The sequence below is a fragment of the Streptomyces sp. NPDC044704 genome, from assembly GCF_056433525.1.
In genome coordinates, this window is sequence record NZ_JBWKGY010000003.1 from 521876 (window position 1) to 539931 (window position 18056).

Genomic DNA, 18056 nt, shown 5'->3' on the forward strand with positions numbered 1-18056 from the left:
TGAGACAGCACTGTGACGCAATTGCCGTATTGACAGACCGTCAGGCTCTTGTCAACCCCCGGACCGGTAACTCGCCGTGGCCTTGTCGAAGACGTCGGTGACCTTGTCCTGATTGTCCTCCGGACCCGTCACCATGACGATGTGGTACTTGCCGCCCAGCGCGACGACGAAGTTGCGGGCGAACAGGGACCGGCCCGCCGCGTCGATCCACGTGTACCGGCCGGTGACGCGCAGTTGCTGGCCCACCTTCGTGGACTTCACGTCGCCGCCGGAGGCCCAGGTCGAATTGCGGTACGGGGCCAGTTCCGGCTCCTTGTCCTTCTGGTAACCCACCGGATCCGGGTCGCGGCCCTCCACCGGGTCCCGGCCGGGCACCACGATCAGGGTGAACTGGCCCTGGACGTACCGCACCTGCCCGGCCTCGTTGATCGTCTGCCGTTCCCAGCCGTCGGGGACGGCGATCGAGAAGTGCGCGGGGTCCTGCTGGACGGTGTACCCCTGCGGCGCGGGCGGGTCCGTCTGCCCGGCGGGCTTGGACTCGGGGGTCCCCGAGGGGGTCCGGCCGGGCGCCGGCTGGGAGGCGGCGGGCTGGGACGGGGCCGGGGCGGAGGGCTTCGGGCTCTGGGCGGCGGTGGGCTCCTGCCCCCCGGCCTGCGGATCACCCGACCGGGGCATGAACAGCATCGCGTACGCCACCGCCCCGGCGAGGACGGCCAGGATGCCGACGAGCAGGGTCCGGCCGAGGGCGCGCGGCTTGCGGGGGGCGGCGGGGTTGCGGTGGCGCCCGTGCAGTTCGCCGCGGCGGCGCGGGACGGGCAGCCGGGCGGGGTCGGCTTCCGGCATCGGGAGCACGCCGAGGTCGCCGTCGGGCTCGGGCGCGGAGCGGACGAGCGAGCGCAGCCAGCCGCGGAGCTCCTCGAAGTCGGGGCGTTCGGTGGGGTCCTGGCGCAGCAGCGACTCCACGACCGGGCGCAGCGGGCCGCACTCCTCGGCGAAGGCGGGGGCCTCGGCGCACACCATCTCGACGAGTTCCGCGACGCTGTCCTCGGGGTACGGGGCGTGGCCCTGGACGGCGCGGTACAGCAGCGCGCCGAGCGCCCAGAGGTCGGTGGCGGGGCCGACGGGCGCGGCGAGCTGCCAGTGGCCGTGTACGGGGCCCGCCTGCTCGGGCGCCCACCGCTCGGTGACGGCTCCGACGACGGCCATCCGCGTCTGCCGCGCCCTCTCGGCGTCCAGCCCGCTCCGCGGCCCGCCCCCACCCCATCCCCCGCTGCCCGGAGCCCTGCCGGGGGCCGCGACGCCCTCGGGACGCACCTGTCCGCCCGATCCGCCCGGAAGGCCGGCGCCGGGACCGCCGGTGCGGGCGACGGCCGCTCCCGGGGCGGCGCCGAACGCCGGGGTTCCGGGGTGGCCGGGGGCGGGAGTGCCGGGTACGCGGGCGCCGGGAAGGCCGATGGCCGGGGCGCCGGGTGCGTGCGCGCCGGGGCGGCCGGTGCCGGGGGCGTCCGTACCCGTGGCGCCGGGGCGCTGGCGGGCCGGGTCCAGGGACGGGCCCGGGCGGGCGGGCGGGTTCGGGGAATCGGCCTGCCGGTAGCCCTGCGGGAGCGCGAGCTGGGCGGGCAGCGCGCGCCGCGCCGGTTCGTCCGCCGGGGCCTGCGGATCCGGGTGCGGGGGCTCCGGGGGCGCGAGCTCCAGGTGCGCGGGCTCCTGCCGACCGGGCTCCGGGTGGCCGGGCTCCGGGTGCGCGGGCTCCTCGCCGGGCGCGGTCGCCGGCCGGCGGCGCGGGGTGGCGCCGTGCCAGGGCGTGGCGGCGGCGCCGTCCGGGCCGCCGTACGGGTACGCGTACCCCTGCGGCAGGTTGGCCCCCGTCGGCCGTACCGGCGGCAGCCCGCCCGGGAACTCCGCGGCCCCGCGCTCCTCGGCCACCTTCGCCGCGGCGGCCCGCGCCCCGGCCCGGTAGGCGGCGATGGTCCCGGCGCGGGCGGCGGCCTGGAGGTCGGCGCCGTCCTGCGGCGGCTGCGCGCGCTGCGGGGTGATGTGGTCGGTGTACCGCGGCCCGGTGTCGTACCCCGGGGCGACCAGCGGCGCGTACGAGGGACCGGGCGCCGGCGACTGCGCCGCGTACCCGGAACCCGGCACCGGCCGCTCCGGCTCGTACCCGGCCCCGTACCCGGCACCCGGCTCCGGGGAGTCCGGCACGTACCCGGTACCGGGCTCCGGCGCCTCGGGCGCGAGCAGGTACCCCGGCACCCCGGGCACGTGCCCGGGGCCCGGCTCCAGCTCGTACCCCGAACCCGGCTCCGGCCGCGCGTACGGGGAGTCCGGCTCCGGCCGCGGTGCGCCCCAGCCGGTGCCCGGTTCCGCGGCGTCCTCCGCGTCCGGGCGCGGTACGGGGTCGTACCCGCACAGCGCCTCCTCGGCGGCGCCCGCCGCCAGCCCCGTCAGGACGACGCGGCCGTCATCGCATATCAGCACCGTCCGGACGGTGATGTTCCGGTGCGTCCAGCCGTGCGCGTGCAGCACCCTCAGCGCGGTCAGCACGTCGGAGGCCACCTCCGCCGCCCGGTACGGGCTCAGCGGTTCCTCGGCGATCAGCGCGGCCAGCGGCCTCGCGGAGACGAGTTCGCTCACTATCCACAGCGAGCCGCCCTCCGCGAACACGTCGAAGACCTGGTCCAGGCGCGCGTGGTCCGGTACGGACGCGGCCGCCTGCGCGGCGGCGATCGCCCTCCGCACCGCGGGCAGTTCACCCTCCCGGTGCCCCCGCGCGGACTGCGCCCCGTACGTGCCGTCGAGCAGCTCCGCGTCCACGACCTCCGGTAACGGCACCTGCCGGACCAGGACTTCCTGCCCGCTGCGGGTGTCGAAGGCCCGGGTCTCGATCAGCTCGTACTCGTCGGACGGCGGCAGCGGCAGACGGTAGCGGTCGGCCAGGATCCGGCCCGCGTAGTCCTCCACATCGCCTCCCCCGAGTGCGTCGGGCCCCCCATGGCCCCCGTCGACACGATACGACGCTCAGGCCGCCCGCGTCCCGGGCCTGGCAAGGCTCGTCAGCCGAGTACCTGGAACGATTCGAACGCGGTGTTGCGCAGCTGGGTGCATTCGGCGCCGTCCCACTGGTCGGCGACGCAGCTGATCATGATGGCGTAGCCGTGCGTGGCGTCCACCTTGAAGCCCCGGTTGAGCACCCGGACCTTGACGCCCTGCTGCTCGCGCTCGAACTCCCAGTCGGCGACGGTCGGGTAGCCGCGGTAGTCCACCGTGTCCAGGCGGAGGAGGCGGTAGTTCTTGCTGCTGCCCGACACGGAGGGGGCGAGCTGGGCCCAGGCGAGACGGGCGTCGTCCTTCGGCTTGCCGCCGAAGTCGACCTGGATCCGCGGGAAGCCGCCGTCGCGGCTGTATATGCCGCCGGAGTTGTCGCCGGCTATGCCGGTCTGGTGGAAGCCCTCGGGCATCGCCATGGCGAACCGGAACCGGGGTTCCGTCAGCATGGCGAATCCGGCGGGCAGTCCGCCGGGGCCGCCCGGGCTGGCGCCCTGGCCCTGGCCCTGCCCTTGGTTCTGGCCCTGGCCCTGCCCCTGGCCCTGGCCCTGGCTCTGACCCTGACCGGGGTCCGTGCTCGCGCCGCCGCTCGGGGCTCCGCTCGGGCTGCCGCTGGGCTGGCCGTCCGGTGCGGGGGCGCTCGCGGACCCGCTCGGGGCGGTGCCGCCCGCGCCCGCGCCGGGGGACGCGCCGGGTGAGGGGCTGCCGGAGGAGACCGGACCCGGCCCGCCCTTGCCCTCGTCCTTGCGACCGCCCTCGTCGTCCCCGCGGACCGCGTAGACGATGAGCGAGCCGATCACGGCGAGGATCACGACGACGCCGGCTATCGCGAGCACGATGGTGCGGCGCGACATCACGTCGGTGAGCGACGCCGGCACGGGAGCCGGCCGGGACGCGGGGGCCTCGGCGGCGGAAGCCGCCGCCGCCGTGGCCGCGGCCTCCGCGGCCGCCGCCTTGCGGGCCGACTTCAGTGCGGCACGGGTCCGTTCGCGCTGCTCGCGCTCGCGCCGCTCACGTTCCTTCTTCGCCGCCCGGTCCGCCTTCTCCGCCGCCTTCTCGGCGGCCTTCTCCGCGGCCCCGTCCGACTTGGAGAGGGAGATCGGGCGGGTCTCCTCCACGGCCGGGACGGGTACGGGGACGGGCGCCGGCTCGGGGGCGTTGAGCACCGAGGTCAGCATCGCGCGGGCCTGGTCGTCGTCGAGGCGCCGGGCCGGGTCCTTGACCAGCAGCCCGTAGATGACCTCGGTCAGCGGACCGGCGTTCTGCGGCGGGTCGACCGGCTCGGTCATCACCGCGGTGAGGGTGGCGAGCGCGGAGCCCTTGTCGTACGGGGGCACGCCCTCGACCGCCGCGTACAGCAGGCCGCCGAGGGACCACATGTCGGCGGGCGGGCCCGGCTTCTGGCCACGGGCGCGCTCGGGAGAGATGTACGAGGGGGCGCCGACGAGCATGCCGGTGGAGGTGATGGAGGGGTCTCCCTCGACCTGCGCGATGCCGAAGTCCGTGAGGACGACGCGGCCGCTGCCGGCGATGAGCACGTTGGACGGCTTCACGTCGCGGTGCAGGATCCCCTGGTGGTGCGCGGCGCGCAGGACGTCGAGCACCGCGAGTCCGACCTCGGCGGCGCGGTGCGGGGTGAGCGGGCCGTTCTCGCGCACGAACTCGGCGAGCGAGGCGCCCTCGATGAGCTCCATGACGATCCAGGGGCGGGCGTCCTCGTCGACCACGTCGAAGACGGTGACGGCGCCCGCGCTGCGGATGCGGGCGATCGCCTTCGCCTCACGGAGGGTACGGGTGATGAGGCGGCGCTTCTCGTCCTCGTCGACGCCGCTGCCGAAGCGGAGTTCCTTGACGGCCACCGTCCGGCCGAGGACTTCGTCCTCGGCGCGCCACACGGTGCCCATGCCGCCCTTGCCGAGCACGGCTCCGAGCCGGTACCGCCCGGCGAGCAGCCGCCCTTGGTCCTTACCGCTGCCCTGGCCGCTGCCCTGGCCGGGCGCCTGACCGGAACCGGCCCTGCCCTTGCCCTGGCCGGGCGTACCCGGGGAGGAGGCGGCCTTGCCCGGGCCGGGCGCCGCCGGGGAGGCGGGCTCGCCCGTGCCGCTGCCCGGACCGGGGTCGGTGGCACCGGCCTTGGCTACGTCGTCGCCCCTGCCGGACGGCTGCGGGGAGGCGGCCTGGGCCGCGCCGGGCGACGCGGCACCGGGGGTCTGGCCCTCGGCCCCGCCGCCCTGCTTCGGCTTGACCACGGACACGCCCTTGCGGCCGCGCGCCGCAGCCCCGTCACCCTCCTGCTTCGCCCCGACGGCGGCAGCCGGATCCGACGTCGCCCCCTCAACCGGCACGTCCGCAACGACCGCAGGTGCGTCGTCAGCCTTCCGCGTCACCCCAGACCCGCCGTCAACGGCGGCAGCCGGACCCGGCTTCGCGTCCTCAACCGGCACGTCCCCAACGGCCGCAGGTGCGTCGTCGGCCTTCTGCTTCGCACCGGACCCGGCGTCAACGGCGGCGGCCGGAGCCGACTTCGCCCCCTCAACCGGCACGCCCCCAGCAACCGCAGGTGCGTCGTCAGCCTTCCGCTTCGCACCGGACCCGGCGTCAGCCGGATCCGTGTCGTCGACCGGCTTGCCCGTAGCGGCAGCAGACGTGTCGTCTGCCGCGGCTTCGGCAGCGCTCGGCTTCGCCTTCACGGGCACCGTCTTGCCTGCGGCAGCGGCAGCCGCAGGTGCGGCAGCCGGAGCCGGCTTCGCGTCCTCGGCCGCGCCCTTGGCGGCGGCCGGCTGTGCGTCCTCGGCCGGCGCGCCCTTAGGGGCCGCAGGCGCTTGCGCGTCGGTCTTCCGCTTCGCTGCGGAACCGGCCCCGGCGGCGGGCTTCTTCGTGTCCGGCTCCGCGCCGTCCACGGGGGTCGCGGGGGCGTCGGCCCCGGCCGGTCCCGCACCCTCGGGCACGGCGGCACCCGGCTTCGCCTCATCCGCCGCCGGTCCCGCACCCTCGGGCACGGCGGCACCCGGCTTCGCCTCATCCGCCCCCGGGGCAACGGCCCCGGCGCCCGGCTTCGCGCCACCCCGGCCCGGGGCGGTCGCCCCGGCGCCCGGCTTCGCGGCGCCGCCACGGCCCGCGGCGACCGGCCTGGTGGCCGGCTTCGCGCCGCCCGCACCCGCGCCGGCGGACCCCGCGCGGGGCTTCCTGCCCGTGGTGCGGGATCCGGTACGGGATCCGGACCTCGGGGCGGGTACGCCCTGGGCGGCTTCGCGCTCGGCGCCCGCCGCAGGACCCGGCTCCGCGTCCGGCGAGGACCCCGGCAGGGACCCTCGCGCCGTCGCGGACTCGGTCCCGGGCGATTCCGACACCGCCGGAGACGCAGCCTCGTCCGCGCCATCCAGCTTCGCCGCAGGCGCCCCGGCGGGCGACTCGGTGTGCTCCGGCTTCGACATGCGTCCCCTCTGCGATCGTGCAGCCTGCCCCGGCTGCCCCGGCAGCCGCCAGGGGGCACGGTAACCCGCCCCGGCAGAAACCTCATTGTTGCTCACTCCGCAACGGACGGGCGCCCCGGGTCTGCGGTTCCGCCTTCCGCATCGCGGAGTTACAACGGAACGATGTCGGGCGCCCCCAGCCGCGCCGCGTCCGCCGTCTGGTCGTCCGGCTGGCGCTGCGACTCCCGTTCCGCCTGTACCCGCTTTTCGTAGTGCTCCACTTCCTTCTCGATCTGCTGCTTGTCCCACCCCAGCACCGGAGCCATCAATTCCGCGCACTCGCGCGCCGACCGCGTCCCCCGGTCGAACGTCTCGATCGAGATCCGGGTCCGCCGGGTCAGCACGTCGTCCAGGTGCCGGGCCCCCTCGTGCGAGGCCGCGTACACGATCTCCGCCCGCAGGTAGTCGTCCGCCCCGGACACCGGCTCGCCCAGCCCCGGATCCGCCGCGATGAGATCGAGCAGTTCCTCCGTCAGCGAGCCGTACCGGTTCAACAGGTGCTCCACCCGCACGACGTGAAGCCCCGTCCGGGCGGCGATCCGGGCCCGGCCGTTCCACAGGGCCCGGTAGCCCTCCGCCCCCACCAGCGGCACGTCCTCCGTGACGCAGTCCGCCACCCGCTGGTCCAGCCCGTGCACCGCCTCGTCGACCGCGTCCTTCGCCATGACCCGGTACGTCGTGTACTTGCCGCCCGCCACCACCACGAGCCCCGGCACCGGATGCGCCACCGTGTGCTCGCGCGACAGCTTGCTCGTCGCGTCCGACTCCCCGGCCAGCAGCGGCCGCAGGCCCGCGTAGACGCCCTGGACGTCGTCGCGCGTCAGGGGCACGGCCAGCACCGAGTTCACGTGCTCCAGCAGGTAGTCGATGTCCGCGCTGGACGCCGCCGGATGCGCCTTGTCGAGGTCCCAGTCCGTGTCCGTCGTCCCCACGATCCAGTGCCGCCCCCACGGGATCACGAACAGCACCGACTTCTCGGTCCGCAGGATCAGCCCGGTGCTCGAATGGATCCGGTCCTTCGGTACGACCAGATGGATGCCCTTCGAGGCCCGGACGTGGAACTGCCCGCGCTCGCCGATCAGCGCCTGCGTGTCGTCCGTCCACACCCCGGTGGCGTTCACGACCTGCTTCGCGCGGATCTCGTACTCGCCGCCGCCCTCCACGTCCCGCACCCGCGCGCCGACCACCCGTTCGCCCTCGCGCAGGAAGCCGACCACCCTCGCCCGGTTGGCGCACTGCGCCCCGTAAGCGGAGGCGGTCCGCACCAGCGTGGCGACGTAGCGGGCGTCGTCCATCTGGGCGTCGTAGTACTGGAGGGCGCCCACCAGGGCGTCCTTGCGCAGGGCCGGTGCGATGCGCAGGGCCCGTTTGCGCGAGAGGTGCCGGTGCGTGGGCAGGCCGCGGCCGTGTCCGCTGGAGACCGACATGGCGTCGTAGAGGGCGACGCCCGAGCCGGCGTAGAGGCGCTCCCAGCCCTTGTGCTGGAGGGGGTACAGGAACGGCACCGGTTTGACCAGGTGCGGGGCGAGCCGCTCCAGCAGCAGGCCGCGCTCCTTCAGGGCCTCCCGTACGAGGGCGAAGTCGAGCATCTCCAGATAGCGGAGCCCGCCGTGGATGAGCTTGCTCGACCTGCTCGACGTGCCGGAGGCCCAGTCCCGCGCCTCCACCAGCCCCGTCGACAGGCCCCGGGTCACGGCGTCCAGCGCGGTGCCGGCGCCGACCACGCCCGCGCCCACGACCAGGACGTCCAGTTCCCGTTCGGCCATCCGGGCGAGCGCCTCGGCGCGCTGTGCCGGTCCCAGTGTCGCTGTCCTCACGGCTGCCTCCCGTTGGTGCGGACCGTACCCGCTCGGCGCGGGCCGTATCCGCTCGGTGCGGGCGGTCCCGCCCACGTCCCCCGTTCACGATTCTGACCGGCCGCACCCACATCAGCCACCGCCTGTGGACAACACAACGGCGACCACCACCCCAGAATGCGACATATCTGTCATATATACGCCTAGTCTGACATAGCGCCAGCTCCTGTCGGGCTCGGGACCCCCGTTGTCCACCGGACGAGCAAGCACCGCCCCCTCACGTCAGGGAAAGGGAAGGGACGGCCCCCCATGCCCGCAGATCTCGCCGTCATCGGACTCGGCCACCTCGGCCTCCCCCTCGCCCAGGCGGCCGTCGCCGCCGGAATCGAGACCGTCGGCTACGACAGCGGTCCGGCCACGGACAGCACCCTCACCGCCGCCGAGATCCGCCGCATGTCGGCGGCCGGCTTCCGGATCACCACCAACCCCGCCGAGCTCGGCCGGGTCCGCACCGCCGTCATCTGCGCCCCCACCCAGCTCGGCGCCGACCGCGCGCTCGACCTCTCCGCCGTCGGCGAGGCCGGCCACACCCTCGCGGCCCGGCTGCGCCCGCACACCACCGTGATCCTGGAGTCCGCCGCCCACCCGGGCGTCACCGAGGACTACCTGCGGCCGATCCTCGAAGAGGGGTCCGGGCTGCGCGCCGGCCGCGACTTCCACCTGGCCTACTCCCCCAGCCGCCTCGACCCGGGCAACCGCACCCACGGCATCGCCAACACCCCCAAGGTCATCGGCGGCCTCACCCCCGCCTGCACCGAGTCCGCGCACGCCTTCTACGCCCGGCTGACGGAGAAGGTGGTCCGCGCCCGCGGCCTGCGCGAGGCCGAGACCGTGCAGCTCCTGGAGACGAACTACCGGCACGTGAACATCGCCCTCATGAACGAGATGGCGGTCCTGTGCCACGACCTCGGCGTCGACCTGTGGGACGTCATCCGCTGCGCCGAAACCAAGCCCTACGGCTTCCAGGCCTTCCGGCCCGGCCCCGGAGTCGGCGGCCACGGCGTCCCCCTCGACCCCAACTACCTCCCCCACACCACCCGCACCCCGGGTCACCCGCTCCGCATGATCGGCCTGGCCCAGGAGATCAACAACCGGATGCCGCAGTACGTCATCCAGCGCTCCGCCACCCTGCTGAACGAGCACGGCAAATCCGCCCGCGGCGCCCGGGTCCTGCTCCTCGGGGTCACCTACAAGCCGGACCTCGCCGACCAGGAGGGCTCCCCGGCCCGCGAGATCGCCAGCCGTCTCATCGACCTCGGGGCCCTGATCAGCTACCACGACCCGTACATCACCGGCTGGCGGGTCCGGGACCGGCCCGTCCCGCGCGCCGAATCGCTGTACGAGGCGGCCGCCAACGCCGACCTGACGATCCTGCTCCAGCACCACCGCACGTACGACCTGCAAGGTCTCGCCGTGAAGGCCCAGCTGCTCCTCGACACCCGGGGCGCCAGCCCGGCCGGGACGGCCCACCGGCTCTGAACCGGCACCCCGCCGATCCGTTCAGATCACGGCACGATCCCTATCCGGTCACGTCCTGCCCCGACTCGGTCGGGCGCGCGAAATACCCCCGTGCGATGTCAGTGCTCCCTGTTAGCCTGCGGCGTCACTTATCACGCGCTTATGACCGAAGGACCCACGCGCGTACGAATCCCTGGGGGGGGATTTCCGAATGTCCCAGAGCTACCAGACGCCCACGTCCGTGTCCCGCGCCACCGCGCCCACCGCTTCGACCGCCGCGACGCCGTTCCCGGCCGCCGTCCCGCGCGGCCTCGGCCTCGGCCTCGCCGCCGCCTTCGCGACCGCCCTGACCGGGGCCGTCGCGTACAGCGCCATCGGTTACTCCATCGACCGCCAGGCGAGCTACGCCGCCGTCGCCGTCGGCCTGCTCGTCGGCCTCGCCGCGGGGAAGGCCGGCGGGCGCAGCCCGCTGCTGCCCGTCGTGAGCGCGGTCCTCTCGCTCGGCGCCCTCCACCTCGGCCAGCTGCTCTTCATCGCGTTCGTCATCGCCGACGTGAACGCGGCCGGGCTGACCGAGGTCCTCGCCGACCAGGGCATCGGCGGCCTGGCCGGCATCTGGCGGAAGTCCGCCGAGGTGACGGACTACGCCTTCCCGGTGATCGGCGCCGCCCTCGCCTTCGGAGCGGCCAGGAAGGCCGGCGCCGCCGGCTGACCCGAACGAGCGCAACGCCGGAGGGCCGGCACCCCGAGCGGGGTGCCGGCCCTCCGGCGTACGTACGGAAAAGGCGGTCAGCGGCGGTGCTGCGAGTCCGCGACCGTGACCTCGACCCGCTGGAACTCCTTGAGCTCGCTGTAGCCGGTGGTGGCCATCGAGCGGCGCAGCGCGCCGAAGATGTTCATCGAGCCGTCCGGGGTGTGCGACGGGCCGGTGAGGATCTCCTCGGTGGTGCCGACCGTGCCGAGGTCGACCTTCTTGCCGCGCGGCACGTCCTCGTGGACGGCCTCCATGCCCCAGTGGTTGCCCTTGCCGGGCGCGTCGGTGGCACGGGCCAGCGGGGAGCCCATCATCACCGCGTCGGCGCCGCAGGCGACGGCCTTCGGGATGTCGCCGGACCAGCCGACACCGCCGTCGGCGATGACGTGCACGTAGCGGCCGCCGGACTCGTCCATGTAGTCGCGGCGGGCCGCGGCCACGTCCGCGACGGCGGTAGCCATCGGGACCTGGATGCCGAGCACGTTGCGCGTGGTGTGCGCGGCGCCGCCGCCGAAGCCGACCAGGACGCCCGCGGCGCCGGTGCGCATCAGGTGCAGGGCCGCGGTGTAGGTGGCGCAGCCGCCCACGATGACCGGGACGTCGAGCTCGTAGATGAACTGCTTGAGGTTCAGCGGCTCGGCGGCGCCCGACACGTGCTCGGCGGAGACCGTGGTCCCGCGGATCACGAAGATGTCCACGCCCGCGTCGACGACGGCCTTGGAGAACTCGGCGGTGCGCTGCGGGGAGAGCGCGGCGGCGGTGACGACGCCCGAGTCGCGCACCTCCTTGATGCGCCGGCGGATCAGGTCCGCCTGGATCGGCGCGGAGTAGATCTCCTGGAGGCGGCGGGTCGCGGCCTCCTCGTCGAGCTCCGTGATCTCGTCCAGCAGCGGCTGCGGGTCCTCGTAGCGGGTCCACAGGCCTTCGAGGTTCAGCACGCCGAGGCCGCCGAGCTCGCCGATGCGGATCGCCGTCTGCGGGGAGACGACCGAGTCCATGGGGGCGGCCAGGAAGGGGAGCTCGAAGCGGTACGCGTCGATCTGCCAGGCGATCGAGACCTCCTTCGGGTCCCGGGTACGCCGGCTCGGGACGATGGCGATGTCGTCGAACGCGTACGCCCTGCGGCCGCGCTTGCCGCGCCCGATCTCGATCTCAGTCACGTGTGGTGGCCTTTCCTCTGGGTCTGCCCGTCCAGTATCCCCGACGGGCGGAGGACTGCGTTTCGGTGACCGCTGTACGGACGTACGCGGACACGGCGAAGGGGCGGACCCGGCTGCTCCGCCGGGTCCGCCCCTCACCTCACGCGCTTCAGCCCTTGCGGCTGTAGTTCGGCGCTTCGACCGTCATCTGGATGTCGTGCGGGTGGCTCTCCTTGAGGCCCGCCGAGGTGATGCGGACGAAGCGGCCCCGGTCCTGGAGCTCGGGGACGGTGCGGCCGCCGACGTAGAACATCGACTGGCGCAGGCCGCCGACGAGCTGGTGCACGACCGCCGACAGCGGACCGCGGTACGGCACCTGGCCCTCGATGCCCTCGGGGATGAGCTTGTCGTCGCCGCCCACGCCCTCCTGGAAGTAGCGGTCCTTGGAGAAGGAGCGCTGGTCACCGCGGGACTGCATCGCGCCGAGCGAGCCCATGCCGCGGTAGGACTTGAACTGCTTGCCGTTGATGAAGAGCAGCTCGCCCGGGGACTCCTCGCAGCCGGCGAGCAGCGAGCCGAGCATCACCGTGTCGGCACCCGCGACGAGCGCCTTGGCGATGTCGCCGGAGTACTGGAGGCCGCCGTCGCCGATGACGGGGACGCCCGCGGCCTTGGCGGCGAGCGAGGCCTCGTAGATCGCGGTGACCTGCGGGACGCCGATGCCGGCGACGACGCGGGTGGTGCAGATGGAGCCGGGGCCGACGCCGACCTTGATGCCGTCGCAGCCGGCGTCGATCAGGGCCTGGGCGCCGTCGCGGGTGGCGACGTTGCCGCCGATGACGTCGACCGTGGAGTTCGACTTGATCTTCGCGACCATGTCGCCGACGAGGCGGGAGTGGCCGTGGGCGGTGTCGACGACGATGAAGTCGGCGCCCGCCTCGATCAGGGCCTGGGCGCGCTCGTAGGCGTCCCCGGCGACGCCGACGGCCGCGCCGACGAGCAGGCGGCCGTCCTTGTCCTTGGCGGCGTTCGGGTACTTCTCGGCCTTGACGAAGTCCTTGACCGTGATGAGGCCCTTGAGGATGCCCGAGTCGTCGACCAGCGGAAGCTTCTCGATCTTGTGGCGGCGCAGCAGCTCCATGGCGTCCACGCCGGAGATGCCGACCTTGCCGGTGACCAGCGGCATCGGGGTCATGACCTCGCGCACCTGGCGGCTGCGGTCCGACTCGAAGGCCATGTCGCGGTTGGTGACGATGCCGAGGAGCTTGCCGGCCGGGTCGGTGACCGGGACGCCGGAGATCCGGAACTTCGCGCACAGCTCGTCGGCCTCGCGCAGCGTCGCGTCGGGGTGGACCGTGATCGGGTCGGTGACCATGCCGGACTCGGAGCGCTTGACCAGGTCGACCTGGTTGGCCTGGTCGGCGATCGACAGGTTGCGGTGCAGTACGCCGACGCCGCCCTGGCGGGCCATCGCGATGGCCATGCGGGCCTCGGTGACCTTGTCCATGGCGGCGGACAGCAGCGGAACGTTCACACGGACGTTGCGCGAGATGAGGGAAGAGGTGTCGATCGCGTCAGGCGACATGTCCGACGCGCCCGGCAGCAGCAGCACGTCGTCGTAGGTCAGTCCGAGCGTGGCGAATTTGTCGGGCACTCCGTCGGCGGTCATGACACCTTCCCAAATGGTCTTGCTCAGCGCGGATGTCCATGCTAACGGGATCCCGACGCGTCTCATTCCACGACCAAGGCCGAGCGGAAGTTTCGTTGTTTCCTACGACGCGCGGGACGGCGGGGGACGGCAGATCGCGGCGCGGTCCGCCGGAGGGAGGGAGCGCTCACCGCTTGGTGCTTACTGCTCGGCTTACTGCTCCGCGAGGGCGCGGAGCCGGCTGAGCGCACGGTGCTGCGCGACGCGCACCGCGCCCGGGGACATCCCGAGCATCTGCCCGGTCTCCTCCGCGGTCAGACCGACGGCCACCCGCAGGACCAGCAGCTCGCGCTGGTTCTCGGGCAGGTTGGCGAGGAGCTTCTTGGCCCAGGCGGCGTCACTGCTGAGCAGTGCCCGCTCCTCCGGGCCCAGGGAGTCGTCCGGCCGCTCCGGCATCTCGTCGGAGGGCACGGCCGTGCTGCCCGGGTGGCGCATCGCGGCGCGCTGCAGGTCGGCGACCTTGTGCGCGGCGATGGCGAAGACGAAGGCCTCGAAGGGGCGCCCGGTGTCCCGGTAGCGGGGGAGCGCCATCAGGACCGCGACGCAGACCTCCTGCGCCAGGTCCTCCACGAAGTGACGAGCGTCACCCGGGAGCCGCGACAGGCGGGTGCGGCAGTAGCGGATGGCGAGGGGGTGCACGAAGGCGAGCAGGTCGTGCGTGGCCTGTTCGTCGCCGTCGACGGCGCGGCGCACGAGCGCGCTGACGGCCCCGGCACTGCCGCCCTTGGCGGCGCCGGTCGGGCCTGTGGCCGCGGGTGACCCCAGGGCCTCGTCGTCGCGCATCAATCCATGGTGCCTTGGCGCCGGTGGATTCGCGGCACCACGGTCCGTGTTGTGCATCGAAGCGTTATGAGCGGGTGCGCCGGACGTCATCTCCTGCACCCTCCCCTCCGCTCGGCCCGAATCTTCCCCGAGGACTGCACGTCTCCCAGAATGCGGCACACCTCAAGCATGCGGCATCGCGCCCGAAGCGACACGTCCCCCCGATTGTGCCCCGCCAATCCCCGGCTGCGCACCGGGTTCGGCGGGACATGGGCGGCGGGGCGGCGCCACCCTGGAGGGGGCGCCTTCCGGAGGGGCGGCCGGGAAAGCGCCGCCCCGCCCGCCGGTGGCGGACGGGACCGCTCTCGACAGCCGTCCACCGGCCTCGCGGTCAGCGGACGAGGCCCCAGCGGAATCCGAGCGCCACGGCGTGCGCCCGGTCCGAGGCGCCGAGCTTCTTGAACAGCCTGCGGGCGTGGGTCTTGACCGTGTCCTCGGAGAGGAAGAGCTCGCGCCCGATCTCCGCGTTGGACCGGCCGTGGCTCATGCCCTCCAGCACCTGGATCTCGCGCGCGGTGAGGGTGGGCGCGGCGCCCATCTCGGCCGAGCGCAGCCGGCGCGGGGCCAGCCTCCAGGTCGGGTCGGCGAGTGCCTGGGTGACCGTGGCCCGCAGTTCGGCGCGCGAGGCGTCCTTGTGCAGGTAGCCGCGGGCTCCGGCGGCGACCGCGAGGGCCACGCCGTCCAGGTCCTCGGCGACCGTCAGCATGATGATGCGGGCGCCGGGGTCGGCGGAGAGGAGCCGGCGGACCGTCTCGACACCGCCGAGGCCGGGCATCCGGACATCCATCAGGATGAGGTCGGATCGGTCGGCACCCCAGCGGCGGAGGACTTCCTCGCCGTTGGCAGCCGTCGTCACACGCTCGACGCCGGGCACGGTGGCAACCGCGCGACGGAGCGCCTCTCGGGCAAGCGGGGAGTCGTCGCAGACGAGGACGGATGTCATGACCGCCCTCCGCAGCTGCTGATGCGCGTCACCTTGAGCCTCCAGGCTGGTACGTATCGTCACCTGTGCGGTCGATATCCCCGGACACCTGTCCGAGAACTTCTTGGTTCAACCGCCTTCGCACTCTCAACGATGGTCACTCGAAAGAGTTACGGGTCGGACGGACACCTTCGGCACTCTACGTGAGGAAGCGATCACGGCGTCGGAGCCACGAGGGGCGTGTCCTCCATCTGGAGCTATGCCCTATTTGGCGGCTTTCCTTCCGTTTGGCACGTGTCTGAGGCTAGATTCCCAATGAGTCATATTTACATCTACTCAGACAGTAGGTGTGGAGACATGGACCGTATCCGCCTCAGTACCGGCACCAAGAGGGACTACCAATGGCAGATTTCTCCCGCCTCCCCGGACCGAACGCCGACCTCTGGGACTGGCAGCTCCTCGCTGCCTGCCGCGGGGTCGACAGCTCCCTCTTCTTCCATCCGGAAGGCGAGCGGGGCGCGGCCAGGAGCGCGCGCGAGGCCTCGGCTAAAGAGGTCTGCATGAGATGCCCGGTGCGTGCGGAATGTGCCGCGCACGCACTCGCCGTCCGCGAGCCCTACGGGGTGTGGGGCGGCCTCACCGAGGACGAACGCGAGGAGCTGATGGGCCGCGCCCGCCACCGCCTGATCCCGGCGTCCACCGCGATCGGACCGATCGCTCCGCACTGACCGCCCCGCGAAAGAGCCGAAGGAACGTTTCTTCGGATCCGTGGGCCCGCCCCGGCGTACCGCACCGTCGCCCGGGGACGTCCCGCCGGTCGGCCCGGCTCAGCCCGGCCCGGCCGGCGGGCCCCCTCGGTACCGGGATCCTCGGTACCGGAGTCCCCGGTGCCGGAACCATCGGCGCCGGAACCATCGGTGCCGAATCCCGGCCCCCGGGACCCGCCCCGGGCCGGCACGTCACGCGTTCGGCCGTACCGCCGCGTCCGGTCAGCGCGTGGCGGCCCGCGCCAGTTCGCCCAGGGTCGCCGCCACGGCCGGCACCCGCGCGAGGTCCGGCAGCGTCAGGGCCACGACCTCCCGCTCGACGGCCGGCTCCACGGCGAGGGTGCTGACGCCCTTCGCCCGTACGGACTCCACCGCCAGCTCCGGCAGCACCGCGACGCCGAGCCCCGCGCCGACCAGGCCGACCACGGCCGGGTAGTCGTCGGTGGCGAAATCGATCCGCGGGGTGAAGCCGGCCCCCTCGCACACCTCCACCAGATGGCGGCGGCAGCGCGGGCAGCCCGCGATCCAGGGCTCGTCGGCCAGTTCCGCCATGCCCACCCGCTCCGCGCCCGCCAGCCGGTGCCCCTCCGGGACCAGCCCGACGAGCCGGTCCGTGAGCAGCGGCGTGACCACGAGGTCCTCCCACTCGGCCGCGGAACCGGATGCTCCGCCGTAGCGGAAGGCCAGGGCCAGGTCGCAGTCGCCCTCGCGCAGCATCTCCACCGACCGCGGGGGTTCGGCCTCGACGAGCGAGATGCGGGTACCGGGGTGTGCGGCGCGCATCGCCGCGAGCGCGGTCGGCACCAGGGTGGAGCTGCCGCTGGGGAAGGACACGAGCCGTACCCGGCCGGCGCGCAGGCCGGCGATGGCCGCGACTTCCTCCTCGGCCGCGGTCAGCCCGGCCAGGATCCCGGCGGCGTGCCGTACCAGGGCCTCACCGGCCTGCGTCAGCCGCATCTCGCGGCCCGTACGGATCAGCAGCGGGGTGCCCGCCGACTGTTCGAGGGCCTTCATCTGCTGGGAGACGGCGGGCTGGGTGCAGCCGAGTTCGCGTGCGGCGGCGGAGAAGGAGCCGGTCCCGGCGACGGCGCGCAGGACGCGGAGATGACGTGCCTCTATCACCCCTTGAGCATAAGCCAGGCTTTGACCGTGACGCCCGTACGGGCCTGTCCCTTTGAGCGGCCGGGGCGGGGCTCGCTCTGGAAGCACCGCCCCGGCACGGTGGGTAGCGGAGGCGCCGGGGTTCTGCGGGCCGGGCCCAACACCGGCCCCGCCCCACGGGACACCCCCCGACCCGGGCGGCTAGGTTGCGCCTATGACGACTGCGTTGATTACGGGATCCACGGCGGGCATCGGCGCCGCCTTCGCCCGCCGGCTCGCCTCCCAGGGGCACAACCTCGTGCTGGTGGCCCGCGACACCAAGCGGCTGGCCGAGCAGGCCACCGAGCTGCACGACCGCCACGGCATCGAGGCCGAGGTACTGGCCGCGGACCTGTCCACCGAGGAGGGCATCTCGGCCGTCGAGACCCGCCTGGAGGACCGTACGCACCCGGTGGACCTGCTGGTCAACAACGCCGGCTTCGGCAACAAGGGCCGCTACCTCGAAGTCTCCATGGCCGACGAGCTGGCCATGATCAAGGTGCATGTGGAGGCGGTGCTGCGGCTGACCTCGGCGGCGACCGCCTCGATGCGCGAGCGCGGGCGCGGCGGGGTCGTCAACGTGGCCTCGGTGGCGGCGTTCGTGCCGCGCGGGACCTACGGGGCCAGCAAGGCCTGGGTCGTGCAGTTCACCCAGGGCGCGGCCAAGGACCTGGCGGGCTCCGGGGTGCGGCTGATGGCCCTGTGCCCCGGCTTCGTACGGACCGAGTTCCACCAGCGGGCCGGCATGGGAACGGACAACATCCCCGGCTGGCTGTGGCTGGACGCCGACAAGCTGGTGGCCGCGGCGCTGGCCGACCTGGCGCGCGGCAAGACCGTGTCGATCCCGGACCCGCGGTACAAGGCGCTGATGGGCGTCGTGAAGCTGACGCCGCGCGGGCTGCTCGGCGGCGTGTCGTCCCGTACGGGCCGCAAGTACGGTCCCCAGTAAGCCGTCCGACTCGTCGGTAAACCCGC

General features: G+C 73.7%; 12 protein-coding genes. 4 read left to right on the forward strand and 8 right to left on the reverse strand.

Annotated features, from left to right (window positions below; genetic code table 11):
- Positions 1–51: 51 nt before the first annotated feature.
- The 3 genes from AC07B0_RS09890 to AC07B0_RS09900 all read right to left on the reverse strand — a co-directional run bounded on the left by AC07B0_RS09890 (position 52) and on the right by AC07B0_RS09900 (position 8332).
- Entirely contained in the window at positions 52–2958 is a 2907-nt protein-coding gene (locus AC07B0_RS09890; RefSeq protein ID WP_478897519.1) for a hypothetical protein, read from the reverse strand.
- A gap of 92 nt (positions 2959–3050) precedes the next feature.
- A complete protein-coding gene (locus tag AC07B0_RS09895) occupies positions 3051–5387 on the reverse strand; it encodes a serine/threonine-protein kinase (RefSeq protein ID WP_478897520.1) in 2337 nt (778 codons plus the stop codon).
- A 1238-nt stretch (positions 5388–6625) separates the two neighbouring features.
- A complete protein-coding gene (locus AC07B0_RS09900) occupies positions 6626–8332 on the reverse strand; it encodes a glycerol-3-phosphate dehydrogenase/oxidase (RefSeq protein ID WP_356870929.1) in 1707 nt (568 codons plus the stop codon).
- A 288-nt stretch (positions 8333–8620) separates the two neighbouring features.
- Between AC07B0_RS09900 and AC07B0_RS09905 the strand changes: the two genes are divergently transcribed.
- Positions 8621–9850 (forward strand): nucleotide sugar dehydrogenase, encoded by a 1230-nt coding sequence (locus AC07B0_RS09905; protein ID WP_469376414.1) that lies wholly within the window; start codon positions 8621–8623, stop codon positions 9848–9850.
- 190 nt (positions 9851–10040) lie between these two features.
- The gene (locus AC07B0_RS09910) at positions 10041–10541 is read left to right on the forward strand and encodes a hypothetical protein (RefSeq protein WP_356870932.1); all 501 of its coding nucleotides are present in this window, start codon (positions 10041–10043) and stop codon (positions 10539–10541) included.
- 77 nt (positions 10542–10618) lie between these two features.
- Here the strand turns inward: AC07B0_RS09910 and AC07B0_RS09915 are convergent, their stop codons facing one another.
- The 4 genes from AC07B0_RS09915 to AC07B0_RS09930 form a co-directional block, all read right to left on the reverse strand.
- Positions 10619–11743, reverse strand: coding sequence for a GuaB3 family IMP dehydrogenase-related protein (locus AC07B0_RS09915; RefSeq protein WP_356870934.1), 1125 nt, complete (start codon positions 11741–11743; stop codon positions 10619–10621).
- Positions 11744–11891: 148 nt separating this feature from the next.
- The gene (gene guaB, locus AC07B0_RS09920; RefSeq protein WP_356870936.1) at positions 11892–13391 is read right to left on the reverse strand and encodes an IMP dehydrogenase; all 1500 of its coding nucleotides are present in this window, start codon (positions 13389–13391) and stop codon (positions 11892–11894) included.
- A 192-nt stretch (positions 13392–13583) separates the two neighbouring features.
- Entirely contained in the window at positions 13584–14213 is a 630-nt protein-coding gene (locus AC07B0_RS09925; RefSeq protein WP_356870938.1) for a sigma-70 family RNA polymerase sigma factor, read from the reverse strand.
- Between the two features lie 370 nt (positions 14214–14583).
- Positions 14584–15195 carry a response regulator transcription factor gene (locus AC07B0_RS09930; RefSeq protein WP_003948568.1) on the reverse strand — a complete coding sequence of 204 codons (612 nt, stop codon included), beginning with the start codon at positions 15193–15195 and terminating at the stop codon, positions 14584–14586.
- A 380-nt stretch (positions 15196–15575) separates the two neighbouring features.
- Here AC07B0_RS09930 and AC07B0_RS09935 point away from each other — a divergent pair, with 380 nt between their 5' ends.
- On the forward strand, positions 15576–15902 hold the full coding sequence (locus AC07B0_RS09935; protein ID WP_356870940.1) for a WhiB family transcriptional regulator: 327 nt from the start codon (positions 15576–15578) through the stop codon (positions 15900–15902).
- 261 nt (positions 15903–16163) lie between these two features.
- Here the strand turns inward: AC07B0_RS09935 and AC07B0_RS09940 are convergent, their stop codons facing one another.
- Complete coding sequence (locus AC07B0_RS09940; protein WP_356870942.1) at positions 16164–17063, reverse strand: LysR family transcriptional regulator; 900 nt, start codon at positions 17061–17063, stop codon at positions 16164–16166.
- Between the two features lie 193 nt (positions 17064–17256).
- Here AC07B0_RS09940 and AC07B0_RS09945 point away from each other — a divergent pair, with 193 nt between their 5' ends.
- The gene (locus tag AC07B0_RS09945; RefSeq protein ID WP_356870944.1) at positions 17257–18030 is read left to right on the forward strand and encodes an SDR family NAD(P)-dependent oxidoreductase; all 774 of its coding nucleotides are present in this window, start codon (positions 17257–17259) and stop codon (positions 18028–18030) included.
- Positions 18031–18056 lie beyond the last annotated feature (26 nt).